Source organism: Spirulina subsalsa FACHB-351 (assembly GCF_026130165.1).
GTDB lineage: Bacteria > Cyanobacteriota > Cyanobacteriia > Cyanobacteriales > Spirulinaceae > Spirulina_A > Spirulina_A subsalsa_A.
The window spans coordinates 17629-44512 of record NZ_JAIHOM010000002.1; the positions used below are offsets into that span (position 1 = coordinate 17629).

The following is a 26884-nucleotide window of genomic DNA, read 5'->3' on the forward strand; positions in this document are numbered from 1 at the left end:
CACCTATGGCAACCTACAAACGACAACGTTATCTATTTATGACCCTCGACCCCGTACATATCGGCACAGGGGGCTATCGCTTGGGGCGAGTGGATAATAGCATTGTCCGCGAACCCGGTACAAAAATCCCCAAAATTCCTGGTACAAGTTTACATGGTGCAGCCCGCTCCTATGCAGCACAGTTATATGAAACCCCCGAAGCGGCTGGTCAAAGCCATAATAATGTTACAGGTGATATTGCGGAAAATCCTGTTTGTTATACCTTTGGCTATATCAAAGGTCAAGATATTTGTTCTGGAGTTGTCAATATTTTTGATGCTCATATTTTACTGTTTCCTGTTCATTCAATGGTTGGCCCGGTTTGGGTGAGTACGTTAGAGCGTTTAGAAGAATCAGGTTTTACAGTTACATCACCCACTACATCACCCACGCAATGCCAAACAGAACAAGTTTTGCTTAATTGGAAACGTAGCGATCCTTTAAATTTAGGTTGGTTAATGCTTAATGTTGCTGAGACAAAAGCAGAAATAGAAGCACCTCCTCAATGGCAAAATGAAACCCGCTACAAAGCCATTAGCAAAAAAATTGTTATTGTCAAAGATGCTCTGTTTAGCCAAATTGTGAATAGCAATTTAGAAGTCCGCACCTCTGTAGCCATTGACCCAGAAACAGGTGCAGCCGATGAAGGCAAATTATTCACCTACGAAGCCATCCCCCGCGCTACATTCCTCACCGCAGAAGTAGTTTTAGATGATTACCGTCAAGCATTTCCTAATCCAAAGCCTGATAAAACAGGAAAAAATAATCCTTTGCCGGGAGAACCTTGGAATTGTCCTTTATGCGTAGTAAAAGCAGGATTTAAGATGATTGAATGGTTAGGAGTTGGGGGCATGGGAACGCGGGGGTTTGGAAGGATGGCAATGATTGGTGATTCAGTGACTGTAGGGATTGATGAGTTATTACCTAAACAACAAGCTTCAAATGCTGGAGGTGAAGCATGACCACGAACCTTGATCGCCTCGCGGCAAAACACGCACAATCAATTATTACGAATACCCAAAGTCAAAAAGCGAGTGACATAGAAAATACAGTCACTAAAACCTTGGGTGTTTTACAAGAAAATGGGGTTTATGCTTGTTTCCTTTATCTCCTTGCCAAAGAAAAAGAGAATGGTAAAGTTGTTGTTTCAGAAATACTAAATCTGTTACAAGACCTGAATTTTGGATGGAATAAACCTCATGATTTGAGTCCTGATGCTGTCTTAAAACATATTACCAATAATGTTACTCAAAATTTAGAACGCCTATTACTCACCAAAGAAACCCTAGAGCAAATGCTAATCTATGCCCGCTATGGGGCAAAAGCTCGACAGGTTGCAGAAAAATCAACCAATTCTCAGCAACAGGAGGAAACTCCGTGACTTGGATTGCCTATCGCGTTGTCTTTAAGCTAAAATCACCTCTGCATATTGGTTGTGGCAAAGTGGGGAATGTGCAACGAACTCGTCCCTACATCACCGGACGCAACCTTTGGGGTGCGCTGACCATGCGTTTAACTCGTGATGCAACAGATGGCCCAGCGACAAATTCAAAACAGTATAAATGTTGTAGCGACAAAGTTGATCAAGAGTTAGCTTTCACTTATTTTTATCCTGCCCTTAAACCAGAAAATCAAGATTATCAAATACAGTGGCCGTGGGACAATGAAAGCTTGTTTCGTCGCCGCTTTCTGAGTAGTTATGCCAGCACCGCTCTAGTTTATCACCAACAAGCAGCAGAAGAAGGATTATTGCATGAAGTGGAGTTTAAAGGATTATTGCATGAAGTGGAGTTTATTTCTCCGCGCACCTTAGATGGTGGGCAACAGGTTTATTTGGTGGGTTATCTGTTTCAAAAAGAAGGGTCTGATCTACCGTGGCAATTAGCTTGTCAGCGTCTACAAATGGGTGGCGAACGGGGTTATGGTTGGGGAGATATGCGGCTAATTGAAATCAAAAAGATTACCGATGAACATGATGGCTATAATCATCGTTTGTTTGATTCAGAAAACTATACTTGGCAAGTAGAAAATAACTCTATTGTGATTCAAGTTTCAGAAAATAGCTCCCTGTTAGCCCACACAAAAACCGAGAATGTATCAGCCCAAGGGGAGATTGAACCGTTGGTGGGACGGGAGTGGCAAGAAGCCAAAAAAGCAGGGGAGTCTGTGGCTTTTTCGGGGATGTGTTGGACTCCGGGGACGGTGGTTAATGGCTCTATGTCTTTTAAAATTAAGCGTTTAGGGGTTTGGATTGGGCATTAGATTTAGTCTGCTTCACTGGACTGTTCAGCAAACTTATTCAATTGCTGTCAATTGGGACTGGCTGCGGTCTTTAAATGCTGCACTAAGGCGTGTAAACCTAAACGATAACTCTCGGCCCCAAAGCCGCTAATTTGACCAATGGCGACGGGTGCAATGTAGGAGTGATGGCGGAATTCTTCGCGACGGTAAATGTTGCTTAAATGGACTTCTACGGTGGGTAGTTGAACGGCTAACAAGGCATCTCGTAGGGCGACGCTGGTATGGGTATAAGCCCCCGGGTTGATGAGAATGCCGGAATATTGGCCGAGGGCGGATTGAATGGCATCGACTAAGGAGCCTTCGTGATTGGATTGATAAGGGGTAAGGGTGACACCTAATGCCTCGGCTTCTTGCTGCAATAACTCGTTGATTTTGGCTAGGGTCAGTTGACCGTAAATGCCCGGTTCTCGTTGACCCAATAGGTTTAAGTTCGGCCCGTGCAGAGTTAAAATGCTTAACGGGGATTCTGTCATCATCAGAAGGGGTGATTTGGCACGGAAAAGAAACGGCTCACTCAAAATGACCCAAGCAAAACTATAGCCGTTCTGTTTGAGTCAGTCAGCCAGTAGATTGGAACTCTCTTGATTTCCAAGACAAATACAATCGGAGTCCACAAGTTAAAAGAAGGTGCAAGGCAGAAAAAAATCTACCAGAAAAAATCTAACCTCTTGCTTCACTTGGGTTGCAATTGACTTGCACTAGCGAGGATCACCGAGAAATTTAACCCAGAATAGGGGGTTATGGGTGCTGGGTTGGGGTTATCTGTGCCGAGGTCGCCGAGGCTCGTTAACAGGAATCGGAATTAACTCAGGTTCTGGTTCTGCTTCAGGGCCTAATAAAGATTCGATGAGGCGGCGCGCCCACTCTCTAATCTTTTCTAAAACCTTTTCTACATAGTCCATTGAAAAGAATGCTCCTGTAAGACTAACTTATCATTAGCTACTCCCACCAGCTAGATGGGCGGGATTCTCAAAAGAATCGGCACAACTACCACAGAAAGTAATTGTATAGATTCCTTACCGAGCTTAGTCTGCTTACTTTCTAGCATAGCACAGCTAAAAAAAAATCGAACCCAATGACTAGGAGATTAGACTTAGGAGGGGGAATCTAGTAATTTTCGGCGGAGACGGTCAAGGGCGTTACAGGCGCTCATGTAGCGAATGGTGGCGCGATCGCGTTCCTGACCAAAACGATACTCAAAGATATCCACCGTTTGGTTGGGGGCCGCCAACCCAATATAAACTAACCCCACTGGTTTATGATCACTTCCCCCCCCGGGGCCGGCAATGCCTGTAATGCTTAAACTCCAGTCGCTGCCCAGTTGTTTCTGCACGCCGAGGGCCATTTGTTTAGCGACGGGTTCACTGACGGCCCCGAGTTGGTTCAAGAGTTCAGGACTCACCCCTAAAAGCTGGGTTTTAACGGTGTTGGCGTAGCTAATCACGCCCCCCTGAAAGTAGTCAGAACTGCCCGCGACTTGGGTTAACATTTCTCCTAGACCGCCTCCGGTGCAAGATTCAGCGACTGAGAGAGTTTGCTGGCGATCGCGCAATAATTCTCCCACCACCGTGGCTAAGGTTTGCTCATCATGGCCAAAATAATCCGCTCCCGCAATGGCTTGAATTTGGGCGGCAATAGGTTCAATCAATCGAATGGCTTCCCCTTCCGAGGGAGCCTTAGCGGATACCCGTAAGCGCACTTCTCCGGCCGACGCATAGGGGGCGACGGTGGGATTAGGGGAGTCAAAGAAATCCGCCACTTTCGTCGCTAAAGTAGACTCACCAATGCCCCAAAACCTCAATAAACGACTATGAATAATCTGTTTACCCCAACCTTGGGCTTGTAAAAAGGGAACCGCCGTTTCCTGCCACATACGGCGCATTTCCGACGGCACCCCCGGAAAGGTGAGGAGAGTTAAATCCGGTTTAGGTTGCCAAATCATACCTGGTGCGGTGCCACTGGGATTAGGTAACACGGCCGCCCCTTGGGGGAGGAGGGCTTGCTTGCGATTGTTGGGGGTCATTTCCCGCCGTCGCATGGCAAATTTTTCCGTAATATCTTGTAAGACTTCGGGATGTTCGATTAAAGGGGTGTGGAAAAACTCGGCAATGGTTTCCGTGGTCAAATCATCGGGGGTGGGGCCCAGGCCTCCGGTGAAGATCAAAATCGAGGAACGGGCGATCGCCATTTCCAAAACCTGATGAATGCGCCCCGGATTATCCCCCACCACGCTTTGATAGTAGTGAGGAATGCCCAAACGCGCCAACTCCTTGGCTAAATACTGGGCATTACTGTTGAGAATATCCCCCAGCAATAATTCGGTTCCCACACAAATAATTTCTGCACTCATACCCTTTCTCACCCTTTAAGACCGACTTGCCCGAGTATTGCGCCAAACCTGCCACCCCACATAGGCTAATAATGCTGTTGCGCCCATCGCATAGGCTTCCCCACTGGGAATCCCAGAGAAGGCGAGGGCTAAACTGCCCACCCACAGAGTCAGACAGTAAATAAACAAAACCGTTAAACGTTGGGAAATCCCGGCATTGAGCAAACGATGGTGCAGATGTCGATTATCGGACAAAAAGGGCGATTTTCCCTGACTAATGCGGGAGATAATCACCGCCGACATATCCAAAATCGGCACCGCTAAAATCAAATAGGGCAGCACTACCGCCGTCACGGCCGTGGTTTTGACCAAACCAATCACCCCCACCCCAGCCAGGACAAAGCCCATAAAATAGGCCCCCCCATCGCCCATAAAAATCTGAGCGGGGTTGAAGTTATAGCGCAGAAAGCCTAAAGCTCCCCCCGCTAGGGCAGCCGCAATCAATGCCGCCGCCGACTGCTGCATAAACAGGGATACCACCAACATCACCACCGCCGCAATCCCGGAGACTCCGGCGGCTAACCCATCTAGGCCATCAATCCAGTTAATGGCATTGGCCATTCCCACTAACCAAATCACCGTCACGGGTAAACTGAGCCAACCAATCTGGACTAACCCATCAAAGGGAATGGAGAGAAAATCAATTTGAACTCCCAACACCCAGGCTACAGTTGCCACTACCACCTGCATCAGTAAGCGAGGCCCGGGACCGAGACTGAATAAATCATCCGTCAGTCCAATTAAGAAAAAACCAACACCCCCGACAATCAGGCCGATGATATCTCCTTTGTCTTGGGGGAGAACTTCAAACCCCCCTAAAAGCCAAACCAAACATAGGGCTACCGCCGTCCCCGTAAAAATGGCAATGCCCCCTAAGCGAACCATTGGCCGCTCATGGACTTTCCGTTCTTCGTTGGGGTGGTCAACGTGACCGCGTTTTAGCCCAATGGTTTTGACGACTGGTGTACTCCATAGGACAACAATCGCAGAAACAAGGAAGGCAATCAAATGATACAGATGGAGAGGCATCTGGATTGTACACCTAATGGGATCAGGCAAAGTCTACAATAAATTCCCCTCCTTAGCCTAGAGTAATCCGGTAAATTTGTTACTTTTTTGGGATAGCTTGGAGGGTTAAGGAGGGGCAAAGTCAGGAGTTTAGGGGAGTTTAAGCTAAAGCAGGTACGGGAATCCGTAAATGATCATAGAGGGGGAAGCGATCGCACAGCGCCCCCACCCGACGGCGACAATCTTCGGCCACCGTCTCATCGTCAGGATTCAACAGCCGATCGGCGATAATATTGGCAATCTCGGTAAATTCCGCCTCAGCCATCCCCCGGGTGGTCATAGCCGGAGAACCTAAGCGTAACCCACTGGTGACAAAAGGAGATTCGGGGTCAAAGGGAACGGTGTTTTTATTGGCCGTGATGCGCACCCCACTGACTAACTGATCCGCCCGTTTCCCGGTCATGCCAATGGAACGCAGGTCTACTAACATCAAATGGTTATCGGTGCCCCCGGAGACGATTTTAAAGCCCCGTTGGACTAACCCGGCCGCGAGGGCTTGGGCATTGGCAATCACCTGACCGGAATAGGTCTTAAATTCGGGTTTGAGGGCTTCTCCAAAAGCAACCGCTTTGGCGGCGATAACGTGTTCTAGTGGGCCGCCTTGGGTGCCGGGGAATACGGCTTTATTTAGTTTTTTGCCTAACTCTTCATCTCCGGTGAGGATTAAGCCTCCCCGTGGGCCTCGGAGGGTTTTGTGGGTGGTGGTGGTGACGACATGACAATGGGGGATGGGGTTGGGGTGGTGTCCGGTGGCGACTAACCCCGCAATGTGGGCAATATCGGCCATTAAATAGGCCCCAACTTCATCAGCAATTTCCCGGAACTTGGCAAAGTCAATGATCCGGGGATAGGCGGAATAACCGCAGATGATTAACTTGGGTTGTTCTTTTTTGGCGATCGCCCGAATACTCTCATAATCTAACTGTTCGGTTTCAGGACTCACCCCATACTGCACCACCCGGAACCATTTCCCCGACACATTCACCGGGGACCCGTGGGTTAAATGCCCCCCGTGGGACAAGTCCATCCCCATAATGGTGTCACCGGGGTTTAACAGGGTCAGGAACACCGCAAAATTAGCTTGAGCGCCGGAGTGGGGCTGAACATTAGCACTGGCAGCCCCAAATAGTTCTTTAGCCCGGTCAATGGCTAACTGTTCCACTTGGTCAATAAATTCACAGCCGCCATAGTAGCGTTTCCCGGGTAGACCTTCGGCATACTTGTTGGTTAAGACGGAACCTTGTGCTGCGAGGACAGCCGCCGAAGTAAAGTTTTCACTGGCAATTAATTCTAGGTGATCCCGTTGGCGTTGGAGTTCTAGATTCAGAATTTCAGCTACCCGAGGATCACTTTCAGCTAAGAAATCTAAATTGGTTCTGCTCATAGTTGCTTTTGACTTAAGGTTTATTGAGAGCGCCGACATGACGACTCGCCCCCAAGGGACTATAGTGGGAACTTTTCATCATAACGCTCTTAGGGGTCTATCTGGGATTTGCTTAGAGTATTTTTAGGGCTTGCTGAGATGGTCTGCTTGTAGGAGAGTCAGGGAGCAGGGGAGCAGGGGAGCAGGGGAGCAGGGGAGCAGGGGAGCGGGGGAGCAGGGGAATTGATAATTATTACCTATCACCTATTCCCTATTCCCTATTACCCATTCCCTAGCCCCACGAGTAGAGTTATTCAGCCAGCCCACGTAAGCTTAAATTGTCAAAATTGGAGCGGGTCTAACGCTTAGGCAATAATAGAGTGCCTATTATAAATCCAAAGCCTAAGCCTAAAGCATGGGCGAGAAAACTCACCTCGGGGATATAAAGATCAAAGGAAGTTTGTAGGGCAATAATAACTAAAAACCAACAGAGGCGCTTGGCGGCGATGTGGCTTTTTTCTCGCAGCCAACCTTGCAGGAGAATGGCAACAATGGCCCCTAAAATGCCCATAATAGCCGCCGAAGCTCCCACGAGGCGCTGTTCTGGGTTGCCGAAGATCAGGGCGATCGCACTAAAGGCCGTCATAGCCCCAATTCCCGCGCCAAAGTAGGTGATACAGTACCGCTCAAACCCTAAACGCAATTCCGCAAAGGGGCCGAGAATATATAACCCAATCAGATTGGTCAATAAGTGCAGAACGCCGTAGTGGAGGAAATTGGCCGCCACCAAACGCCATACCTCCCCCGCCCAGACTTGACTGGGGATTAACGCCCCCATGCGGTCTAGGGTGAGGGGGTTGGTACTGCCCCCGAGGCGGATTTCGAGGGCAAAAACTAGACAATTGAGGGCGATTAAAATATAAGTCCCGTGGGCTTTACGAGGAGTAATCAAGAGGGGTTGACCATAACGGACTTCTTGGCGCACTTCGGTTTTAATGCGCCATAACATTTCCCAAGAGGCCCCCGTCAGGACTTCTCGGGGATTGGCCAGGGGGTGACGGGTGCGCCAGGCGATCGCATGATTTAACACCGTATTCGGGCAATCATCCCGCAATTGCCCCAGTTGATTCGGGACGGGGTGATTGGGTTTTGTCGCCATTTGAGCGGTTAAGCGCCAAAAGGTCTTGACTTTCGGCGAGAGAGTCGCCAAGGAACTCCCCAGAAGACAGGCCACATCTTCCGTTTGCCCACAAAAAGCCAAGGCAAAGAGCCAAGCCAAATATAAGGGAATCGGTTGCCCCTGTTTGCGCAAATGGCGTTCATAGCGTTCTATAGTCCAGAGCAAACCATTCAGATCCCCCATTTCCCCCAAAGCGCGTAAATAGTAGGTGACCAAATAAGGATCTTGAATCAGTAAACTTTCAGGAATGGTGTGTTGAATCCACTGGAGTAGCTCCTGCCAGCGCGCTCTCATCAAGAATAACAACGCGGTAGCATTGCGCCCGATCGGAGTTTCTACCTTCTCGTAGGGGTGCAAATTCTTGAGAGCTTGGGTCATTTTGCCCTGTTGCCCCATTTCCAAGGCTTCTAAGATAATTGGCTGTTCTAACCAACCATCGGCGGGATGCAGCCAGCGTAAATAGGCCGCCAAGCGCCGCGCATCCCGGTATCGTTCTTGATAAATCAGTTTATTGACTTTGGCAAAACCCACCAGAGGCACGAGGAGAAAGACCGCCCACAGACTCCCGCCAATAATCCCCGCTAGATTAGGCGCAAGGTAGAATAGGCCACTGGTGACACCCAAAATTGAACCCGAGACGAAACTCCACCCTCTATGTTGATTGGAATAGATGGTGCGAATCATCAGGGAAAAACAGGAAAGAAAAACTGTCCAGAGCAGGATTTGATTGAGAGTCATAGCCCAAGGCAAGGGATGGCGTGGCTAATCAAAAAGCAGGATCTTAAAGGAGTTTTGGTAGAGTCCCTAAACTGTTATAAACCGTTAAAATTCCAAGGCGCTCAATTTGACGCGAATTTCTTCCACTCGTTGGCGATTTACTCCTAAATCAGATTCTCCCAAACGGGAGGCCGAGCGCACATCTACCCATTTTTGCTCCGGATTGAGGACAAATTCTACATCATCCACAAATCCCATCCACCGACTACTAAATTGGGCGTAAAGATAACGATCGGTGCGGGTAATAATACGGGTTCGGTCTATTTGCTTGACAACTTGCTCAATTTGTGGTACGGCTTGCTCAGGATTGCCCGAAACCGTGAGGGGGGGAATGGCTTGACTGGGGAGGGTGCTTTGACTGTTGACACAGTTGGGAGTGGGGGGGCAAGGGGCTAATTGTCCCGCTTCTACCCCCAAGTTAGCCGGGCGGCTGCCTGCGAAGAGGGTAGGGCGTTCTGGGGCAAGGAGACGCATTCCCACCCAGCCCAGAATGAACACAAGGGCGGCAATTAAGAAAATACGACTGGGGGAGACTTTGCGGGTGGTTTGAGTGTTGGTCATAGTCAGGAGTAAAGGAGAAATTCTGCTACAATGGGCGCGGGAGTGATACCCTTTCCTTAGAATACCCTAATTGTCTCAGTGGTGGTTGCTAGGGGCAGGGGGAAGGCAAAGCCATCTGGATTATAGCTTGAGGGGTTTGGAGAGTCGGGGAACAAAGAATCCCACGCGCTTTAGCCGTGGGAGTTTCAATGATTGTGTTTCTAATTGTGCTAACTTGCGATGGATTTATTGCGATCGCTTCCCATTGGACTATATCTCGAACAACCTTTTACCTGGTTACACCAACTGGATCCTAGAGTCAAACTCGCTTGGCTGATGAGTTTTTTACTCACCCCGGTTTTAGCTAGTTCGGAATGGCGTTTGAGTCTAGTGGTCATCTTGGTTTTATTCACCCTATCAGCCCGCATTCCCCTACGAGCATGGCGACAACAAATGGGCTGGTTATTATTAGTCGGAACTATGGCCTTTGCCATCACCTGTGTGATGAATGATGGACTAGCCATTACCTATCAAGCCCGTTTACCTTCAGTAGACCTTGAGAACATTCCCGACACTCCCTATCAATACATTTTGTTAGAAGTGGGAAATCTACGAGTCACTCGCCGTTCCTTTGATTTAGCCCTGCGTCTGAGTACAATTATTTTTACCTTGGTCTATAGTACGACCTTATATTTGCTCACTACCGCCCCCGAAGAAATCACCGCCGGATTAGAGGATATTATGCAGCCTCTGGCACGGTTTAAACTCCCTGTAACAGAAGTAGCCCTCACCCTCACCCTCTCCCTCCGGTTTATTCCCTTAGTATTAGAAGAAGTGCAGAATTTAGCCCGTTCTATTCGCACCCGTGCCATTAATTGGAAAAAGTTAGGCCTGCGCCAAAGTTTTAAAATCTGGTTGATTGTAGCCGAACGGTTGTTAGAAAATCTCTTACGTCGGGCTGAACAAATTGCCATCGCCATGGATGTACGCGGATTCACCCGCCCCAATGAACATCGCGTTCAATGGCATCAACTGCGCTTAAAAAAAGCCGATGGCATCGCAATGGGTGTTCTAGTCTTGTTTTGGTGGGCTCGTTTTACTTGGGGCTGGATGGTTTGAAATATCTGGGGTTGACCAGATTCTAGCTTAAAAATCGTCAGTTCTTTGATCGGATCTCCACTCCCTTGAAATTGCATCCTCCCGGTAACTCCCTCATATTCGAGGTGACTTAAGCCCTGACGAATAGCCTCGGCATCGGTTTGTTTTTGTTCACCTAGGGCGGCAAAAAGTAACCCCATTGCATCATAGGCTAAAGCCGCGTGGACTTTAGGCGGCTTTTGGTATCTTTCCTCGTAGGCCCTAAAAAACTGTCGCCCTTGTTCGGTGCGAGGCTGAGGAGTCCAATCTAAACTATAGAATCCCCCCTCTAACTGTTGCTGGGTCATGGGGGACAAACTGCCCCAAGTATCCCCCCCAATTAAGGTGGCCGAGAGTTCTAAGGCTTGGATTTGGGGTGCTTGTTGGGCGAGGTCTACACTATAGTTGGGCAGAAAGAGAACATCGGGATTGCTCTCCCGAATGGTCTTGAGTTGGGCGGTAAAATCTTGATTGGTGTCGGTGGTATAGGTTTCTGAGGTCACAACTTGCCCCCCCAACTCTTGGAATTCGGCGGTGAAGAACTCCGCCAGACCCTTATTATATTCACTGGCCACATCGTAGAGAATGGCGGCTGTGCGGGCTTGGAGTTGGGTATAGGCAAATTGTGCGATCGCCCGCCCCTGAAAACGATCCGTCACCGTCGCCCGAAAACTATAGCGTTTCCCCTCTGTGGTTTTTGGATGGGTAGACCAAGAAGTAATCACAGGTAGGGGAATAGTTTCCGCAAATTCCGCCACTGGAATCGCAATCCGACTCAAGGGCATCCCCACAATAGCCACCACCTGTTCTTGAAAAGCCAATTTTCGCACCGCCGACAGTGCTATATCAGGACGATCTTGATCATCTTCTACCACCAATTCCACCAGACGCTTTTTGCCCTCAATTTCTAATCCTCCCGCTTCATTAATTTGCTCTACGGCTAATTGAGCGCCCTTTAAGCCATCCTGCCCCGTATTCTCGGCAAATTCCCCTGTCAAGGGCAAAATTACCCCCACTCGAATTTCTCTGGGTGTCTGTCGTGACCAGTTATTCCCCTGACAGGCCACAGGCAGGAGAGCTAACACCAAACCCAATACCAGTAAAATCAGACGGGAGATTGTTTTCATCAGTTTATAATCAATTATTGATTAGGGCTTGTACGCTTTGGATTTTAGGGAAAACTGGCACGAGTGCCTATTCCCGACTCCCAACTTCCCCCTCCCTCCTCTCTTCTCTGAGAAGTGAGAAGTGAGAATTATTACCGACTCCCCACTCCCAGACTTATTGCCCAAAGCCCTATTCACGATGACTATAGGCCAAGAAAGCGAAATGAATCCGAGGGTGTAGCTTCTCAGACACAGGTTGCCCTCCCTTGAGGTGTTGTTCCACAATCTGAGGAATATCCTCGGGCTGTAAGCGACAATACCATGTCTCCTCGGGGACAAGGCGCAGATTCGGTCCGAGGTTACACTGTCCTAAACACCCACTGGGGACAAGTTCCACATCTTCGGGTAAGTCGGCCTGTTGCAAAGCGGCTAAAACCTCTGCCCCTCCCCGTTCCAGACAAGTGGTATATTGACATACCAGGATTTGACGTTGGTTGGTGGTCATAAATCTATTCCCCCTAGATTAGCATTCAAAAAACCTGATTATCCCAAAGCAATTTATCGAGCAGAAAGTTATCTAAATCTTCAAAACTGGACGCATAGGTAATGGTGGGGATTTCATAGCCTTTGAGGTGGACGGTGTACTGTTTAAAGCGTTGTTGGGCGGTAGGGATGCTGTCTAAATAACCATAGGTGGTTTCTCCTAGGGCAACATCCCGTTGAATTTGTTTGGTACAGGATTCTAGACGGAAGGCGGTGTTTACGGTGTCGCCGATGGCGGTATAGTCTGGGCGATCGCCACTTCCGGTATTTCCCACCATGGCATAACCAGTATTGATACCTGCACCAATGCGCAGGGGAAAGGGAAGGGGATAATGAGAAGTTAAATCGGTGGTCATTTTATTGAGGTCACTAATGGCCTGGAAAATCTGCACAACTTCTTCTTTGGCGATCGCACTTTCCCCATGAAACCAAATGGCCATCACCGCATCCCCAATGTATTTATCCACCCAACTCCCGGAATACCGGAGAATATCCCCCGCTTGTCTAAACCAATCTCCAATTAAGTTGGACAGGGTTTTATCATCCAGTTGACGGGCTAACACTGTAAAATCGCGAATATCCACGACTAAAACCGACATTAAACGGCGAACATGGAGGATTGAAGTGGGACTGTCTTGATTCTCATGATTAGGATTCCTGCCGGGGATGCTCTCTTGTTGGGCGAGATTATGAAAAACCATTTCCGTCTGACCGAAGGCGATATGATCCTTGTGTTGCAGCGTTACCGGAACATTCACCCGACGACCATTGACAAAGGTTCCGTTGCGACTGCCAAGGTCAATCAAATAAAACTCCCCATTATCCGTCCGTTGTACCATAGCATGATGACGCGATATCCAAGGGTCAGGAATCACGAAATGGCTATCAGCATTACGGCCTACTGTCCAATTGTTTTTACCTACTAACGGGAGATAACGATTCCCACTAGAGGTTTGTAGCAGTAGGTAGGGGGTAGATCCCGAACTCATAGCGGGAAGGAGGGGTGAAGATGGATGTTAACAAGAGAGAAATACACTAGGTCAATTCTAACCAATGTGGGTTATTAATCCCCGCTCAGAGCTTTCTGTGTAGTTAATCGAGATGCCCCTAGGCACAGTAAGCCACAAGCCAAAATAACCCATCTACAACAATGGTACTTAAAACAGCCCCGCCGAATGCCCACCCGGCTAAATTTTGTTTCTGTAAACCCCACACCCCAATACTGAATAAGGCTAGAATTAACCACATTCCACAGAGGATTCCCCAAGGATGATTAATCTGGGCGATCGCACGGTGTAAAATCTCTCCCACTTCATCGGGTGAAACCTTCATCACTTGCCGCCAGTAGGGGATTAAACCCGTCAGGTAAAAGTAAACATCGGTGATGGCGGTACCAAAGAGAGAGCCCAAATAGAACCAATTGCCAATTCTACCCCAACCTTGTCGCAAACACCACAAGGCCCAAGGCAATGCGATCGCCTCAATGGGCAAATGAATCAAGGGGTTTTCCCGAAACCATCCCCAGTAAATCGATCCCGCCAACCAACTCCAACTAAACCCCAGAATTAAATCCCCCCAAATGCCTGTTTTCTGCCCCCTCCCCAGGCCCCAGGCTAAAACCCACCATACCCCCGTTAAACCCAGACTCAGCCACGGAAAAACCCGCACCAACGGCGCTTGAAAAAACACCGGCACCGACACTAAAAACGCCGCCGCCCCTAACATTAAAATCCTAAGACGTTTGGGCTGATCCGGAGGCGGTAGCACCCCCTCTAAAGGGACCGAAGACGGCTGATAGTCTGCCACCCAGGCTGAAGAGTCCAGAGAATACCAAAGATTGTTCAACAAAGTAATTTTAATTTTTGTAACTTATCTTAACTTAACTCAAAAATATAGCGCCTCACGGTTGAAAGGGGGAAGGCTCTAGACCACTGACCATTCTTCCTAACACTCACCAAGCAGAGGGCGGCTTGCGGTTTAAGCTTAGGGTTTCCCCCGTTCATGGTAGCAAAAAAAAATATCCCCCGGGGGGGGAACGAGTCAAAAAGCCGCCAAACCTTGAGAAGTGAGGAAAAAAGGCTTAACGGGTCAGCCTTGGATTCGACCCTTGAGCAACACCGCCACCCATACCTTGTGCAGTCAGCCCGTGACGATGTAGAATGGAAGGTTGCTGACTATAAAAAAAAGAGGCACTATGGCAGTTCCTAAGAAACGAACATCTAAAGGGAAAAAGAATCAACGGAAAGCGACTTGGAAGCGGAAAGCCGCCCTAGCAGCGCAAAAAGCCTTATCTCAAGGAAAGTCCATCTTATCCGGTCAATCCAACAGTTATGTTTATAAAACAAAAGACGACGACGACGAAGAATAACTAGATTGAGCGTGGGCGAAAAAAAAGGGTACGTCGCAAGACGTACCCCTACGCTTCATTCACACAAAAATAAAACACTACACACCGACCACTGGGGGGATCGGTTGATACCCAGATAGCTCCATTGCAAACGTCGCCATGCCCTGCGACAAAGAACGCAGGTCTGTAGAGTAACCAAACATCTCCACTAACGGCACGTCTGCCCGGACTACGGTATAGTCTTCTATCACCTCTGATCCTAATAATACACCGCGACGTGCCATTAAGTCACCTTGAATCCGCCCCAAAAACTGACTAGGCGTTTCAATTTCTACCCCCATGATTGGTTCTAGAACTTGGGGATTAGCCGCCCGAAATGCTTCCTCAAATCCCTGTCTGGCGGCAAAGCGAAAGGCATTTTCACTAGAGTCTACCGGATGGATTGATCCCCCTTGTAAAATGACCTTAACTCCGGTCACAGGATAGCCTTGAATAAATCCGGTACTCATGGCATCTTTAAACCCTTTTTCACAGGCCAAGATAAACGGTTTAGGAATTTCTCCCCCCTGCACCTGATTTTCAAATTGGAAGATTTCCGAACAAGGTTCTAAACGACCGATCACCTGGGCATATTGACCCGATCCTCCCGTTTGTTTTTTCAAGGTGTAATCAAAACTAGACGCTTGGGTAATAGTTTCTCGGTAAGCAACGGCTGGTTTTCCGATGTAGACCTTAGCATTATATTCTTGTTCCATCCGTTCCAGATAAATGTTGAGATGGAGTTCTCCCATCCCGGAAATCAAGATTTTGCCCGACTCAGGATCTTGATTCACCTTAAAGGTAGGATCTTCATGACTAAAGCGCCGGAGGGCTTTTTCTAAGCGCACGGCATCGTCTTGGGAGTGGGGGGTAATGGACAGGGTAATCACGGGATCGGGGATATACATTCCTTCGAGAGATACATTAATCCCCTCCCCACATAATGTGTCCCCAGAGGCGCAATTTATGCCCAATAAAGCCACGATATCCCCCGCGCTGGCCGATTCAACATCTTGGCGTTCGTCAGCGTGGATGCGCACAATACGGCTCACTCGGACATGGTGCTGGGTGCGGCTGTTGAGGTAGCCTTTGCCTTTGTGGATGGTGCCGGAGTAGAGACGGATATAGGTGAGTTGTCCATATTCGTCATCGGTGAGTTTGAAGACATGGGCGACAAGGGGGGCCTCTGGATTCGGGGGAATCTCAAGGCTTTGTTCGGTTTCTACGTCGGTGGCAGTGATGGAGGTGCGATCGCAAGGTGAAGGGAGATAGCGATTCACAGCCTCTAATAAATTCTGCACCCCTTTATTTTTATAGGCCGATCCACACAAAACCGGAACAATTTCCCGCCTTAAGGTAGCCTGACGCAAAGTGTCCCAAATTAACTCACAAGGAATGGGTTGTTCATTTAATAAATACTCCGTCATCGTTTCCGAATAAAACGAAAGACGATCTAATAAGTTTTCCCGTGCGGCTTGGGCGAGTTCTTGTAAAGGGTCAGGAATTGGCTCTTTTTGCCAGTCTTCCCCATGCTCTCCCCCATAATAATGGGCTTGCATTTCAATTAAATCAATGACCCCCTGAAAGTCTCCTTCAGAACCGATGGGATATTGCAATAAAAAAGCATTCAAATGTAGCTTATCAATCAGAGCTTGTACCACGCGAAAAACATTTGCACCCACCCGATCCATTTTATTAATAAAGGCAATTCGAGGGACGTTATAACGTTTCATTTGCCGATCCACCGTAATGGATTGTGATTGCACCCCAGCCACCCCACAAAGTACCATAATCCCCCCATCGAGAACCCGCAAAGCTCGTTCAACTTCAATGGTAAAATCCACATGACCGGGAGTATCAATTAAGTTAATTTGATGGTCTTGCCAGAGACAACTGGTGGCGGCTGAAGTAATGGTAATGCCCTTGCTAATTTCGAGGGGCATATAGTCCATGGTGGCGGTGGTGTCGCCATGTCCTTTCACCTCCCCCATTTTATGAATTTTGCCAGTGTAGAAGAGAATCCGCTCACTAATGGTGGTTTTTCCTGAGTCAATATGAGCAGAAATCCCAATATTGCGAATTTTATTAAGAGGAAACATGATGGGTAATCGTTCAGAATTAATACATCATCATTCGCCGCGACGTAATCCTTTGAGGATTTACATGGGTAATGAGTTCATCTAAGGTGGAGGTACGGAGGCGTTTCTGCCGGGTATTGACTTGATAAACTTTACGCTGGGTCATATCGACGGCCGTTAACCACCCACTTTGACGATGGTAAGCGCCCGTATCAATATCTAACCAGCCTTCTCCTTGGGCTAAACGACCGGGCATGACCCCCGGAATAGTAAAGGTGATAGTATGGCCGCTAATGATTAATTTATCGGGAAAATAGGGTTGAACCATGCTGTGAAACTCTTCGCGAATCCAGCAAAATTGTTCGGAGGTGTGTTTTTCAAGGGGGAGTTTCGGGTCAACTCCTGCATGGACTAACCAAATATCTCCGAGATCCAAATGGGTGGGGAGGGTTTGCATCCACTCTAAATGAGTCCAAGGGATGCCATTATTGCCGTAACTTTGGATGGTGGAATGTCCTCCACTGTATAACCACGCTTGGCGGAAATGTTCAGGCGCTCGACTATTGGTGACGGCTTCGAGTAACATCAGTTCATGGTTGCCTAAGATGGACTGATGGGGGCTATTCATCACAAAGTCAACCACTTGAGCGCTTTTGGGGCCGCGATCTACTAAGTCACCCACAAAATAGACTTGATCACTGTCTCCGGGTGCGATCGCCTCAAACAACATCATCAACGCATCGAAATGACCATGAACATCCCCGATAAAAATTCGACGTGGCATAATTAATTTTCTGTATAACTTTGTGCAATTGGATAACGACTAGACTCTGATCCGAGTCGATGTCGATAACGATCTGCGCCCCCACAGTTAAGTTGACTCCGTTTAGTTGACTCCCTTTGAATTGAATCCCTTAACTCTGGAGTGACTCGATTCAGGCCGCGAGATCGGGTAAACTCGAAGAAGTCAAAGCGGGATAACTGAGAAGCACTCTCCAGTGAGGCATATTAGTTTTAACAACAAACCCACTCCGTAATTTTCCGGTTGTGTTTTGGGTTAATTTTAACTGTATTTCTCTAATCTAACTTGTTTTTGGGTTCTGGGAGTCCGGAATTTTTGGGAGAATAGGAATAATAGGTATCGGTCGCGGATGACCAGTCCAGCCCTTTGTCTTGCTGTTAGTACCGTTGTTTAGGGTCTGCCCAACGCTAGACTCAACAAGGGAATAGGCAATAATTCTTAATTCCCCAACTCCCGACAATCCCCGGATTCCAGACTTCCGAAGTTATCTGCAAATATGTATGTTAGAAACAACTGTTCCGAAAATGAAGATCCTGCAACAGCCGACCCAAGAGGCATGGATTGAACAGGCGATCGCGAATTTAGATATCATTCTCCTCGATCACTCCCACTGTGAGCGAAAAGCCGCCTCTGCGGCCTTAAATTTAATGTTCCGCTATCCCTCCTATGCGAGGTTAGTTCGTCAACTGACGGCGATCGCCCAAGAAGAACTAGAACACTTTGAACTGGTCAATCAATGGTTAGATCGTCGAGGCATCCCCCTAGCTCCCCTCAATGCTCCCCCCTACGGAGCCGCCCTCAAAGCCCTCGCCCGGCATAACGAACCCCAACGTTGTTTAGACCTACTCCTGCTCTCTAGCCTGATTGAAGCCCGTTCCCACGAGCGTTTAGGACTCCTCGCCCAACATTGTCCCGAGCCTGAACTAGCCCGTTTTTATCAAGGCCTTATGGCTTCAGAAGCCCGTCATTACGGCATTTATTGGGTCTTAGCCGATCATTACTTTGAACGCCCCGTGGTGATGGCTCGTTTAGAAGAGTTAGCCGCCGCAGAAAGCCAAATTCTAGCCACCCTACACCCAGAACCGAGAATTCACAGTTAGGGCTTGCTGAATAACTTAGGGAGTTGGGGAGCGGGGGAGCGGGGGAGCGGGGGAGCAGGGGAGCAGGGGAGGTCAGGAGTCGGGTGTAATGTCATTGACTAACTTTAGCCAGAAACCGGGTTGCGTTCATTGTCTAGTTTTCTCGATACACCCTAGCAAAAACCCGGTTTCTAATATCAATTATCAATTCCCTATTCCCGATTCCCAACACCCTAACCACTCTTGCCTTAACCTCACGTCGTTAAATCCTGTTGCAGCAACACCACAAGGGATAACAGCCAAAAAAAACCAACCCAAACCAACACCCCAAAGCCCGCAATATTGGGATCTAGTGCCATCACTGGGATAATACTCTCATCCGGGGCAATCATGACACCTTCACCCCCTTGACCTAACAGCGCATTAGTTAACTGAAAGGGTAAATAGGGAGTAATTTCTCCTAACCTCTGACCAAAAAAATCCCCCATACTCTTAAGGACAGGTTCTGCGATAAACACATAGAGCAAGGAGAAGATAATAGTAACAGCCATAGAACGAGTCAGAACCCCCAACATAAACGCAAAGGTACTAAACGGCACTAGATAAAGAACGGTGCGGGCAACATTCACCCAGAAACTCCCCCACTGAATCGCCGCTAGATCAAAAGATCCGCCCAAAAGGGGCGTTAAAATCAGCGTAGAGACAACCGCCAACAGCAAAGGAGCAAGAACAAACAACAGCGCCGGGACAATTAAGGCTAAAATGCGGACGCTCACCAACATCACGCGACTAATTCCCTGACTGAGATAAAGGTGTAAGGTGCGCCATTGATATTCTGAATTCGCCACATCGGCCGCTAAGATGAGGAGGAATAAGCCCCCTAAGTTGCTGGACAGGGCAATACCAAGGGATAAGCCACCCGGAAAGGTTAAACTGGCTTTGAGCATCTGGGGATTTCCCAGGACATTGAATAATAACGCCCCACCGAAAAAGAGCAGCAATTCTAGCCCCAACATTAAACCCAATAAAATCAGGAAGAGGCGACGTTTCAGGAGTTTCTGTACTTCAATCCAGAACAGAGCAAGGGACATAGGGCGGTTGGGTTAAAGGTTGCGCATCCCATTTTATCCCACGAGGGGGTTTGGGGGAGTTATCAGTCCCCCCGCCAAAAACCATTGATCCGGTTGGGACAAATCGTTGATAATTAATTACCGGACAGGTGTGGGTCAACTGCGCTACTCAATTTTGAGCGGAAATCCAATGCAAAAATGGGAATATCTGGTCATTCAAGAAACGATCTTTCCCTTGACTCCTTTGCGAATCACAGTCGAAGCAGAGGATCAGGAGTTAGTGAAGGTTTTACAGGGGAAATCTGTCGTCGGCACTTTAAACTATCTGGGAGAACAGGGTTGGGAGTTAGTCTCTGTCTCAACGGGGTTGGAGAAAAACTCACAGGTGTTTTATTTTAAGCGGCCTCAACAGTTTTAACACAATATTGGAATGACGCGACCTACTCTTTATATTGCAATCACCAATCACGGTTTTGGCCATGCGGTGCGTGCCGCTTCTGTTGCCGGGGCGATTCAACGGCTGAATCCCGAGATTTTGCTGGTTTTGGTGACGACGGCTCCCCATTGGCTTCTCTATTCTTACATCCACGGGGATTTTATCCAGCGTGTTCGGGGTTTGGATGTGGGGGTGATTCAGGTGGATAGTTTGACGATGGACCGGGAGGCGACGCTAGCGAAATTGCGGGAAATTCAGGACTCCCAACACCGGATTATTGCCGGGGAGGTGGATTTTATCCGCACCAATGGGGTGGGGTTGGTGTTGGCGGATGTTCCTCCGTTGGCGGCTCCTATTGCTAAGATGGCGGGGGTGCCTTGTTGGATGATGAGTAATTTTGGCTGGGATTATATTTATCGGGATTGGGGGGGGGAGTTTAATCGGATTGCGGATTGGATGCGGGATTGTTACAGTCAGTGCGATCGCCTTTTTCGTCTCCCGTTCCATGAAACTATGTCCGCCTTTAGTCAGATTACCGATGTAGGACTCACCGGAGGGACAACCCGGTACACCCCCGAAACCATTCGCCAGATTTTCCACCTTGTTCAACCTCGCGATCGCACTATTCTACTCTCTTTTGGGGGGTTAGGCCTGCAAACCATTCCCTACCCCAAGTTACAAGACTTCCCCGACTGGCAATTTATCACCTTTGATGCTAATGCCCCCGATTGGGACAATATTGTTAAGGTGACAGATAATCAATACCGTCCTGTAGATTTTATGCCTCTTTGTGGGCGAGTAGTATCTAAACCCGGTTATAGTACCTTTTCCGAGGCCTTATGTGTGGGAACACCCATTGCTACTATTACCCGCACTGGATTTGCGGAGTCTCAGTTATTAATGGAAGGCTTGCAACAATACGCTTTTCATCAAATTATTGATTCTGATGCCTTTTTCCAAGGAACTTGGGAATTTCTCCGCCAACCCTTAATTCCCCCCAAAAGTTCAACCCCTTTACCCACCAACGGCACGGAAACGATTGCTCAGAACGTGGTGGACTATTTGGGGTGAATATTGATCCTCTAGCGTTTCCACAATGAGCAAAGTTGAAACAGTTCAAGGCCACACCCTACCCTCCAAAACCTTACTTAAAATTGGTCAAGTCGCCCAAACAAGTGGCTTGTCGGTGAAAACGATTCGCTACTATGAAGACCACGGTCTTTTAACTCCGGTCGTCCAACGGTCTAAAAATGGCTATCGTTTATTTGATCCCACCATTTTTAATCGCCTCGCCTTTATTCGACGAGCCAAGTCCTTGGGGTTAAGCTTAAGCTCGATTCAGGAAATTCTGGAGGTTCATGATCAAGGAAAATTACCCTGTGGTGTCGTTAAGGATCGTTTGTTGGCTAAACTAGACACCATTAATCAGCAAATAGCCGCCCTGGAATTGCTGAAAACGGAACTTCAGGGGATTCTCTCAGGTTGGCAAGACCAACCGCCTCCCAGTCAACTTGAACAAACGATTTGCCCTAATCTGCAAGACCCATGAGATTTGCTGTTGCTTTGATTCCCCTCACCCTATTGTTCTTAAATCTGGGTGGTCATGTTCCCAAGATTTCGGCACAAACTCCCTCCGTCGTCCGGGAAAGTAATGCTCGCTCTGATGGGTCTTTGGCGGTTGTTCAATGGCGAAATGCGGAAGTCACAAGGGTTTTAAGGGGTCACAATGCGCCTGTTTCCTCCCTGACCTTTAATCTGGATGGTCAGATGTTGATTAGTGGGGGGAGTTTAAATGATTCCCATATTCGGGTGTGGTGGCTACCGAGGGAACGACAAGTGGATGATGTGCGCGCCCAACGAATGCGGGTTTTAAGTTTGGTTTTTAGTCCCAATGGTCAGTATTTAATTAGTGGGGGGGATGATTCGGGGATTAATTTCTGGCAGTGGGATGAGCGACGGGGGGACTATGAGCGGATTGTGTTAGAGCATAGGACTAATGTCCTAAGTTTGGCGGTGACTCCCGATAGTCGGGTGTTGGTGAGTGGGGGACTCGATGGAATTCGGGTCTGGGATTTGATGACGAAACGCCCGCTTTATACGTTGGTGCGCTTTCAGCCTGCCTTTGCACTACAAGTCCATCCCAATGGTTATGTTTTGGCTAGTGGAGGGGGACAGGGGGAGGTGCGGTTCTGGAATTTACGCACGGGGGAACAGATGGGGATGTTTCCGGCTCATACGGCACAGGTGACGAGTTTGGGGTTTACTGCCGATGGGTCAAAGTTGGTGACGGGGGGACAGGATCAAATGGTGCGGGTGTGGGATGTGACGACGGGGAATTTGCTGTATAGTTTGTCGGGTCATCAGGGGGCTGTTTCTGCGATCGCCCTTCACCCCTCCGGAACTTTGGCCGCGAGTTCTAGTATCGATGGGGTGAGACTTTGGGACTTGGAGACGGGGGAGTTAGTCAATCATTTAGTGGGTCATCAGGATTGGGTGGGGACTCTTGCTTTTAGTCGAGATGGGAGTCAGTTGGCTACGGGGGGCTATGATAAATTGATTAAGGTCTGGACGGTGGCGCTTCCGCCTGAAGCTCCCCCCACTCGTCCCCCCGTTAGGACTCCTCTGCTACTGCCCGATGAGGATGAGGCTCTACCCACTCAGGATGAACTCCAGAATGTGATCCCCCCGAAACCATGACTCAAGGTCTTGATCAACAACATCCCCAAGAACATCGCGATCGCGCCATTTTAGAAACCATCACCCAAGAAGGACGCAGCGACTACAATCTAGTTGAACTAGCGCGTCTCTACATTCGTTATGACAACTTCCCCGGCGCTCGACAAATTCAACAGGATTTACAAGCCATTCTCGCTCAATGGAATCTGACCGTTGAGGAATTATTTACTCTCACCCGTGCCATTCACCAACAGGGTCAAATTTACCGCAGAACCAAGAGTGGGGAAGATATACAGGATTGGAGTTAGTGGGTTAATGGGGCCTTCATTCGCGCCTGATCGCCTACATTAGAAGAAGGAGAACTTAGGTGGGAATGAGGGATGAATAGGGGAGGTCAGCCGGGAATTTGCTTTGGAACCGACGGATGGCGGGGAATTATTGCGGATGATTTTACCTTTGTTCGGGTTTGTCAGGTGACACGGGCGATCGCAACCTATTTAGCCACTGTCTACCCTCTCGATCGTCCCGTGTTGATTGGCTATGATACCCGTTTCTTGGCGGCTGAGTTTGCCCAAACGGCGGCCGAGGTGTTAAGTGAGGAAGGCCGCAGGGTTTGGCAAGTGGATCGGGATTGTCCCACGCCTGTTTTAGCCTATCATGCCCGTTCTCAACCCTCGGCTGGCGCTTTGATGTTCACCGCTAGTCATAATCCCGCTATGTATTGCGGCCTCAAGTATATCCCCCACTGGGGCGCACCAGCCCCCATCCATATTACTGATGCGATTTCCCAAGCTTTATCTCGGGTGTCTGATGCCTTACCCCAAGGGACTAGAGGGGATCGGATTACCTTGTTTAATCCTCGACCAGCCTATTTAGCTCGGTTAAAGGAATTGCTGGATCTGCCGCGTCTCCGTCAAGCGGGATTACGGGTCAAGTTTGATGCACTCTATTCTGTCACCCGGGGTTATTTAGATCAGGCGTTGAGGGATTATGGTTGTGAGGTGGAAACTCTCCATGCTCAACGAGATGTTCTGTTTGGGGGGCGCTCTCCTCAACCTTGTTCGGAACAGTTGGAGAGTCTGCGGGAGGCGGTATTACGGGATGGAGCGGATTTGGGGGTGGCGACGGATGGAGATGGCGATCGCTTTGGGATTCTCGATGAACAGGGAAACTATTGTACCCCCGATGAAATCCTCCTGTTGCTCACTCGTCATCTCTACCAAAAAGGGGAACGGGGGGCGATTGTCCGCACCCTAGACACGACCCACGCTTTAGATCAACTGGCTCAACGCTATGGTCTAGACTGTTATGAAACTCCGGTAGGGTTTAAGTATATTGGGGAAATTATGGGCAGGGTTCCGGTTTTAATTGGGGGGGAGTCCTCGGGAGGGTTAAGTATTGGTCGCCATTTGCCTGAGAAGGACGGGATTTTAGCCAATTTGTTGGTGGTGGAGGCGATCGCTTTGGCCCAAAAACCTCTCTCGGTTTTGATTCAGGAGGCGATCGCAGAAGCGGGAGGAAAACGCTACAATCAACGTCTAGACTTCCCCCTGCCGATGGTTCAAATTCGTCCCTTTCTCGACAATTTGCGCCAAACGCCCCCCAAGGAACTCGCAGGGATTCCCCTAGACAAAATCAACAGCCAAGATGGTCTGAAATTCTACTTACAAGATAGCAGTTGGGTATTGCTCCGTCCTTCCGGCACAGAACCCCTCCTGCGGGCTTCTCTGGAAACTGATAGTCCCCAAAAGCAACGGGAACTTGCCCAAGCGTTACAAAGCCTGCTCGCTCCTTTTCAGAATTCCATCAAGTTTGGTGTGGAAAATTGGGATAGGGAATAGGGAATAATTCTTAATTCCCAAACTCCCCCATTCCCAACTTATTCAGCAGACCCTAATTATCATACTGCGAGGTCTTATGAGAACTTTTAGCAATCTCCTGATTTCCCTATTAATTACCGCTTGGTTGGTCACTATTGCGGTGATTTCTATTCAAAATATCACCCCCATTTCTTTGAACTTTTTAACCTTTAGTTCCGTTGAAATTCCCTTTGGAGTTCTCCTGACCTTTGGGGTCGGTTTAGGTTTACTGATTGGGGCGATGTTACCCGTTTTAACTCGCCGTTAAAAATTGATAATTGATAGTTCATTTTCGGTCTAACAAACCCGAGAACGGGCAATGCGATAACTGAGGAATAACACCGGGAGTAAACCCACTAAAATAATAGCTAGGGCAGGGGCGGCCGCTTCCGTTAGGCGCTCATCGGAAGCGTATTGATAGACCCGGATGGCGAGGGTGTCAAAGTTAAAGGGACGAATCACTAAAGTGGCCGGAAGTTCCTTCATGACATCTACAAAAATGAGCATCACGGCGGTGAGTAATCCCCCTCCCATTAAGGGCGCATGAATTTTAATGAGGGTATTGGTGGGGGTTTGTCCTAAACTGCGGGAGGCTTCATCTAAACTGGGTTTGATTTTGCCTAGGCTGGATTCGACGGTGTGGAAGGATACGGCCAGAAACCGGACTAAATAGGCAAAAATTAGGGCGGTAATGGTGCCGCTTAATAACAATCCTGTGGAAATGTTGAAGGTGGAACGCATCCATTGGTCTACGGTGTTGTCAAAGTTGCCCATCGGAATCAAAACCCCTACGGCAATGACGGAACCGGGTACCGCATAGCCCATTGAGGCAATGCGCACGGCTGCCCCCATTGCCCAGTTATTTTGTAACCGTTGCCCGTAGGCCATAATCAGGGCAATGACTACGCCTAAGCCGGCTGTAATACTGGAGAGAATGAAACTGTGATTGGCTAGTTGCCAGAAACTGCTAGTAAAGGAACGGTTGAGATGGGTTAAGGTCATGTCCAACAGGAAACCACAGGGAATGAGGAAGCCTAGTAATACAGGAATACTGCAAGTGGTGATGGCTAAACCAGCGCGCCAGCCTTTTAATTGATAGGGTTGGAGGGGTTTGGAATCTCCTGTGCCTTGGTAGTAACGGGCTTGGCGACGGGAAACCCGTTCTAGGATAATGAGGGTGAGGACAAAGAGTAGTAAGACGGCGGCGAGTTGGGCGGCGGCGTTGCGTTCCCTCATGCCTAACCAAGTGCGATAGATGCCTGTGGTAAAGGTGGGTACGCCGAAATATTCGACGGTGCCGAGATCGTTGAGGGTTTCCATGAGGGCGAGGGCTAATCCGGCGGTGAGGGAGGGGCGGGCGAGGGGGAGGGCTACTTTAAAGAAGCTTTGCCAGGGGGTACAACCAAGGGAACGACTGGCTTCTAGGGTACAGGTACATTGTTCTAAGAAGGCGACGCGGGCGAGGAGGTAGACGTAGGGATAGAGGACAATCACTAACATGGCGATCGCACCGGGGAGGGAGCGCACTGAGGGAAACCAATAATCTTGAATACTGGTCCAGCCGAAGAGATGGCGCAGAAAGCGCTGAACGGGACCGAAATAATCTAAAATGTCTGTATAAACATAGGCTAATAAATAGGCAGGAGCGGCGAGGGGCAACAGCAGCAACCACTCAAACCAAGAACTCCCCGAAAAACGGCAAACGGTGACGAGCCAAGCGGTGCTAGTGCCAATGACCAACGCCCCAATCCCTACCCCCAACATCAACCAGAGGGAATTGACGACATAATCTTTAAGGACGGTGGCAGCTAAATGACTCCAAATCTCAGTGGAATCCACGAATAAATGGCTGAGGACGAAGAGAACCGGACAGGCAATTAAGAAGGCGATCGCACTTACTCCCAAGGTCCAACCATTGAAGGGTAGGGCTTTAAAGGATAGGCGTTGTTTGACTGGAAAGGAAAAAGTAGACAATTTAACGGCAACTCCGAAAGACTACATCTACAAATTAATGAGAATTACTTGCAAAAACTACTTTACAATAAAATTCGGTCT

Annotated in this window: 28 protein-coding genes; 13 read left to right on the forward strand and 15 right to left on the reverse strand. The window is 48.7% G+C overall.

Going from position 1 to position 26884, the window contains the following annotated elements; all coding sequences use genetic code 11:
- The first annotated feature begins 5 nt into the window (after nucleotides 1–5).
- Genes cmr4 through K4A83_RS00550 form a run of 3 tightly spaced genes read left to right on the forward strand, consistent with a single transcriptional unit; the run spans nucleotide 6 to nucleotide 2301 of the window.
- Complete coding sequence (gene cmr4, locus K4A83_RS00540; RefSeq protein ID WP_265262419.1) at nucleotides 6–1001, forward strand: type III-B CRISPR module RAMP protein Cmr4; 996 nt, start codon at nucleotides 6–8, stop codon at nucleotides 999–1001.
- On the forward strand, nucleotides 998–1420 hold the full coding sequence (locus K4A83_RS00545; protein ID WP_265262420.1) for a hypothetical protein: 423 nt from the start codon (nucleotides 998–1000) through the stop codon (nucleotides 1418–1420). Before cmr4 ends, K4A83_RS00545 begins: the two co-directional genes overlap by 4 nt.
- Nucleotides 1417–2301, forward strand: a complete 885-nt coding sequence (locus tag K4A83_RS00550) for a hypothetical protein (RefSeq protein WP_265262421.1) — start codon at nucleotides 1417–1419, stop codon at nucleotides 2299–2301. The genes K4A83_RS00545 and K4A83_RS00550 overlap by 4 nt, the downstream gene beginning before the upstream one ends.
- 47 nt (nucleotides 2302–2348) lie before the next feature.
- On the opposite strand, the gene aroQ is transcribed toward K4A83_RS00550, so the two are convergent.
- The 7 genes from aroQ to K4A83_RS00585 all read right to left on the reverse strand — a co-directional run bounded on the left by aroQ (nucleotide 2349) and on the right by K4A83_RS00585 (nucleotide 9678).
- A complete protein-coding gene (gene aroQ / locus K4A83_RS00555) occupies nucleotides 2349–2813 on the reverse strand; it encodes a type II 3-dehydroquinate dehydratase (RefSeq protein ID WP_407809767.1) in 465 nt (154 codons plus the stop codon).
- A 285-nt stretch (nucleotides 2814–3098) separates the two neighbouring features.
- Nucleotides 3099–3242 carry a hypothetical protein gene (locus K4A83_RS00560; protein ID WP_265262423.1) on the reverse strand — a complete coding sequence of 48 codons (144 nt, stop codon included), beginning with the start codon at nucleotides 3240–3242 and terminating at the stop codon, nucleotides 3099–3101.
- A gap of 191 nt (nucleotides 3243–3433) precedes the next feature.
- Nucleotides 3434–4690 carry a competence/damage-inducible protein A gene (locus K4A83_RS00565; protein WP_265262424.1) on the reverse strand — a complete coding sequence of 419 codons (1257 nt, stop codon included), beginning with the start codon at nucleotides 4688–4690 and terminating at the stop codon, nucleotides 3434–3436.
- A 15-nt stretch (nucleotides 4691–4705) separates the two neighbouring features.
- The gene (locus tag K4A83_RS00570) at nucleotides 4706–5758 is read right to left on the reverse strand and encodes a glycosyltransferase family 4 protein (RefSeq protein WP_265262425.1); all 1053 of its coding nucleotides are present in this window, start codon (nucleotides 5756–5758) and stop codon (nucleotides 4706–4708) included.
- 139 nt (nucleotides 5759–5897) lie between these two features.
- The gene (gene glyA, locus K4A83_RS00575) at nucleotides 5898–7181 is read right to left on the reverse strand and encodes a serine hydroxymethyltransferase (RefSeq protein ID WP_265262426.1); all 1284 of its coding nucleotides are present in this window, start codon (nucleotides 7179–7181) and stop codon (nucleotides 5898–5900) included.
- A gap of 337 nt (nucleotides 7182–7518) precedes the next feature.
- The gene (locus K4A83_RS00580) at nucleotides 7519–9078 is read right to left on the reverse strand and encodes a rhomboid family intramembrane serine protease (RefSeq protein WP_265262427.1); all 1560 of its coding nucleotides are present in this window, start codon (nucleotides 9076–9078) and stop codon (nucleotides 7519–7521) included.
- 84 nt (nucleotides 9079–9162) lie between these two features.
- A complete protein-coding gene (locus K4A83_RS00585; RefSeq protein ID WP_265262428.1) occupies nucleotides 9163–9678 on the reverse strand; it encodes a DUF1499 domain-containing protein in 516 nt (171 codons plus the stop codon).
- Between the two features lie 219 nt (nucleotides 9679–9897).
- Between K4A83_RS00585 and K4A83_RS00590 the strand changes: the two genes are divergently transcribed.
- On the forward strand, nucleotides 9898–10776 hold the full coding sequence (locus tag K4A83_RS00590) for an energy-coupling factor transporter transmembrane component T family protein (RefSeq protein WP_265262429.1): 879 nt from the start codon (nucleotides 9898–9900) through the stop codon (nucleotides 10774–10776).
- Here K4A83_RS00590 and K4A83_RS00595 read toward each other — a convergent pair.
- The 4 genes from K4A83_RS00595 to K4A83_RS00610 all read right to left on the reverse strand — a co-directional run bounded on the left by K4A83_RS00595 (nucleotide 10686) and on the right by K4A83_RS00610 (nucleotide 14168).
- Complete coding sequence (locus tag K4A83_RS00595) at nucleotides 10686–11921, reverse strand: ABC transporter substrate-binding protein (RefSeq protein WP_265262430.1); 1236 nt, start codon at nucleotides 11919–11921, stop codon at nucleotides 10686–10688. The two genes, K4A83_RS00590 and K4A83_RS00595, sit on opposite strands and share 91 nt — an antisense overlap.
- A 169-nt stretch (nucleotides 11922–12090) precedes the next feature.
- Nucleotides 12091–12405: a (2Fe-2S) ferredoxin domain-containing protein gene (locus tag K4A83_RS00600; protein WP_265262431.1), complete on the reverse strand. Its 315-nt coding sequence runs from the start codon at nucleotides 12403–12405 to the stop codon at nucleotides 12091–12093.
- A gap of 25 nt (nucleotides 12406–12430) precedes the next feature.
- On the reverse strand, nucleotides 12431–13432 hold the full coding sequence (locus tag K4A83_RS00605) for an adenylate/guanylate cyclase domain-containing protein (RefSeq protein WP_265262432.1): 1002 nt from the start codon (nucleotides 13430–13432) through the stop codon (nucleotides 12431–12433).
- Nucleotides 13433–13550: 118 nt separating this feature from the next.
- On the reverse strand, nucleotides 13551–14168 hold the full coding sequence (locus tag K4A83_RS00610; protein ID WP_407809768.1) for a DUF3120 domain-containing protein: 618 nt from the start codon (nucleotides 14166–14168) through the stop codon (nucleotides 13551–13553).
- Nucleotides 14169–14637: 469 nt separating this feature from the next.
- Between K4A83_RS00610 and K4A83_RS00615 the strand changes: the two genes are divergently transcribed.
- A complete protein-coding gene (locus K4A83_RS00615; protein WP_265262434.1) occupies nucleotides 14638–14811 on the forward strand; it encodes a 50S ribosomal protein L32 in 174 nt (57 codons plus the stop codon).
- A gap of 77 nt (nucleotides 14812–14888) precedes the next feature.
- Here the strand turns inward: K4A83_RS00615 and fusA are convergent, their stop codons facing one another.
- On the reverse strand, nucleotides 14889–16928 hold the full coding sequence (fusA, locus tag K4A83_RS00620; protein ID WP_265262435.1) for an elongation factor G: 2040 nt from the start codon (nucleotides 16926–16928) through the stop codon (nucleotides 14889–14891).
- Nucleotides 16929–16947: 19 nt separating this feature from the next.
- Nucleotides 16948–17691 carry a metallophosphoesterase family protein gene (locus tag K4A83_RS00625; RefSeq protein WP_265262436.1) on the reverse strand — a complete coding sequence of 248 codons (744 nt, stop codon included), beginning with the start codon at nucleotides 17689–17691 and terminating at the stop codon, nucleotides 16948–16950.
- 518 nt (nucleotides 17692–18209) lie between these two features.
- On the opposite strand from K4A83_RS00625, the gene miaE reads away from it, so the two are divergent.
- The gene (gene miaE / locus K4A83_RS00630; RefSeq protein WP_265262437.1) at nucleotides 18210–18809 is read left to right on the forward strand and encodes a tRNA-(ms[2]io[6]A)-hydroxylase; all 600 of its coding nucleotides are present in this window, start codon (nucleotides 18210–18212) and stop codon (nucleotides 18807–18809) included.
- Nucleotides 18810–19042: 233 nt separating this feature from the next.
- Here miaE and K4A83_RS00635 read toward each other — a convergent pair whose 3' ends face one another.
- Entirely contained in the window at nucleotides 19043–19879 is an 837-nt protein-coding gene (locus K4A83_RS00635) for an ABC transporter permease subunit (protein WP_265262438.1), read from the reverse strand.
- A gap of 169 nt (nucleotides 19880–20048) precedes the next feature.
- Here K4A83_RS00635 and K4A83_RS00640 point away from each other — a divergent pair, with 169 nt between their 5' ends.
- The 7 genes from K4A83_RS00640 (at nucleotide 20049) to K4A83_RS00670 (ending at nucleotide 25097) form a co-directional block, all read left to right on the forward strand.
- Entirely contained in the window at nucleotides 20049–20276 is a 228-nt protein-coding gene (locus tag K4A83_RS00640; protein WP_265262439.1) for a hypothetical protein, read from the forward strand.
- 12 nt (nucleotides 20277–20288) lie between these two features.
- Nucleotides 20289–21365, forward strand: a complete 1077-nt coding sequence (locus tag K4A83_RS00645; RefSeq protein ID WP_265262440.1) for a glycosyl transferase — start codon at nucleotides 20289–20291, stop codon at nucleotides 21363–21365.
- Between the two features lie 25 nt (nucleotides 21366–21390).
- On the forward strand, nucleotides 21391–21843 hold the full coding sequence (locus tag K4A83_RS00650; RefSeq protein WP_265262441.1) for a heavy metal-responsive transcriptional regulator: 453 nt from the start codon (nucleotides 21391–21393) through the stop codon (nucleotides 21841–21843).
- On the forward strand, nucleotides 21840–22991 hold the full coding sequence (locus K4A83_RS00655; protein ID WP_265262442.1) for a WD40 repeat domain-containing protein: 1152 nt from the start codon (nucleotides 21840–21842) through the stop codon (nucleotides 22989–22991). The genes K4A83_RS00650 and K4A83_RS00655 overlap by 4 nt, the downstream gene beginning before the upstream one ends.
- On the forward strand, nucleotides 22988–23278 hold the full coding sequence (locus K4A83_RS00660) for a DUF3288 family protein (protein ID WP_265262443.1): 291 nt from the start codon (nucleotides 22988–22990) through the stop codon (nucleotides 23276–23278). The genes K4A83_RS00655 and K4A83_RS00660 overlap by 4 nt, the downstream gene beginning before the upstream one ends.
- A gap of 72 nt (nucleotides 23279–23350) precedes the next feature.
- Complete coding sequence (locus K4A83_RS00665) at nucleotides 23351–24811, forward strand: phosphoglucomutase/phosphomannomutase family protein (RefSeq protein WP_265262444.1); 1461 nt, start codon at nucleotides 23351–23353, stop codon at nucleotides 24809–24811.
- 76 nt (nucleotides 24812–24887) lie between these two features.
- Entirely contained in the window at nucleotides 24888–25097 is a 210-nt protein-coding gene (locus tag K4A83_RS00670) for a DUF1049 domain-containing protein (RefSeq protein WP_265262445.1), read from the forward strand.
- 29 nt (nucleotides 25098–25126) lie between these two features.
- On the opposite strand, the gene K4A83_RS00675 is transcribed toward K4A83_RS00670, so the two are convergent.
- A complete protein-coding gene (locus K4A83_RS00675) occupies nucleotides 25127–26803 on the reverse strand; it encodes an ABC transporter permease (RefSeq protein ID WP_265262446.1) in 1677 nt (558 codons plus the stop codon).
- Nucleotides 26804–26884: the final 81 nt, after the last annotated feature.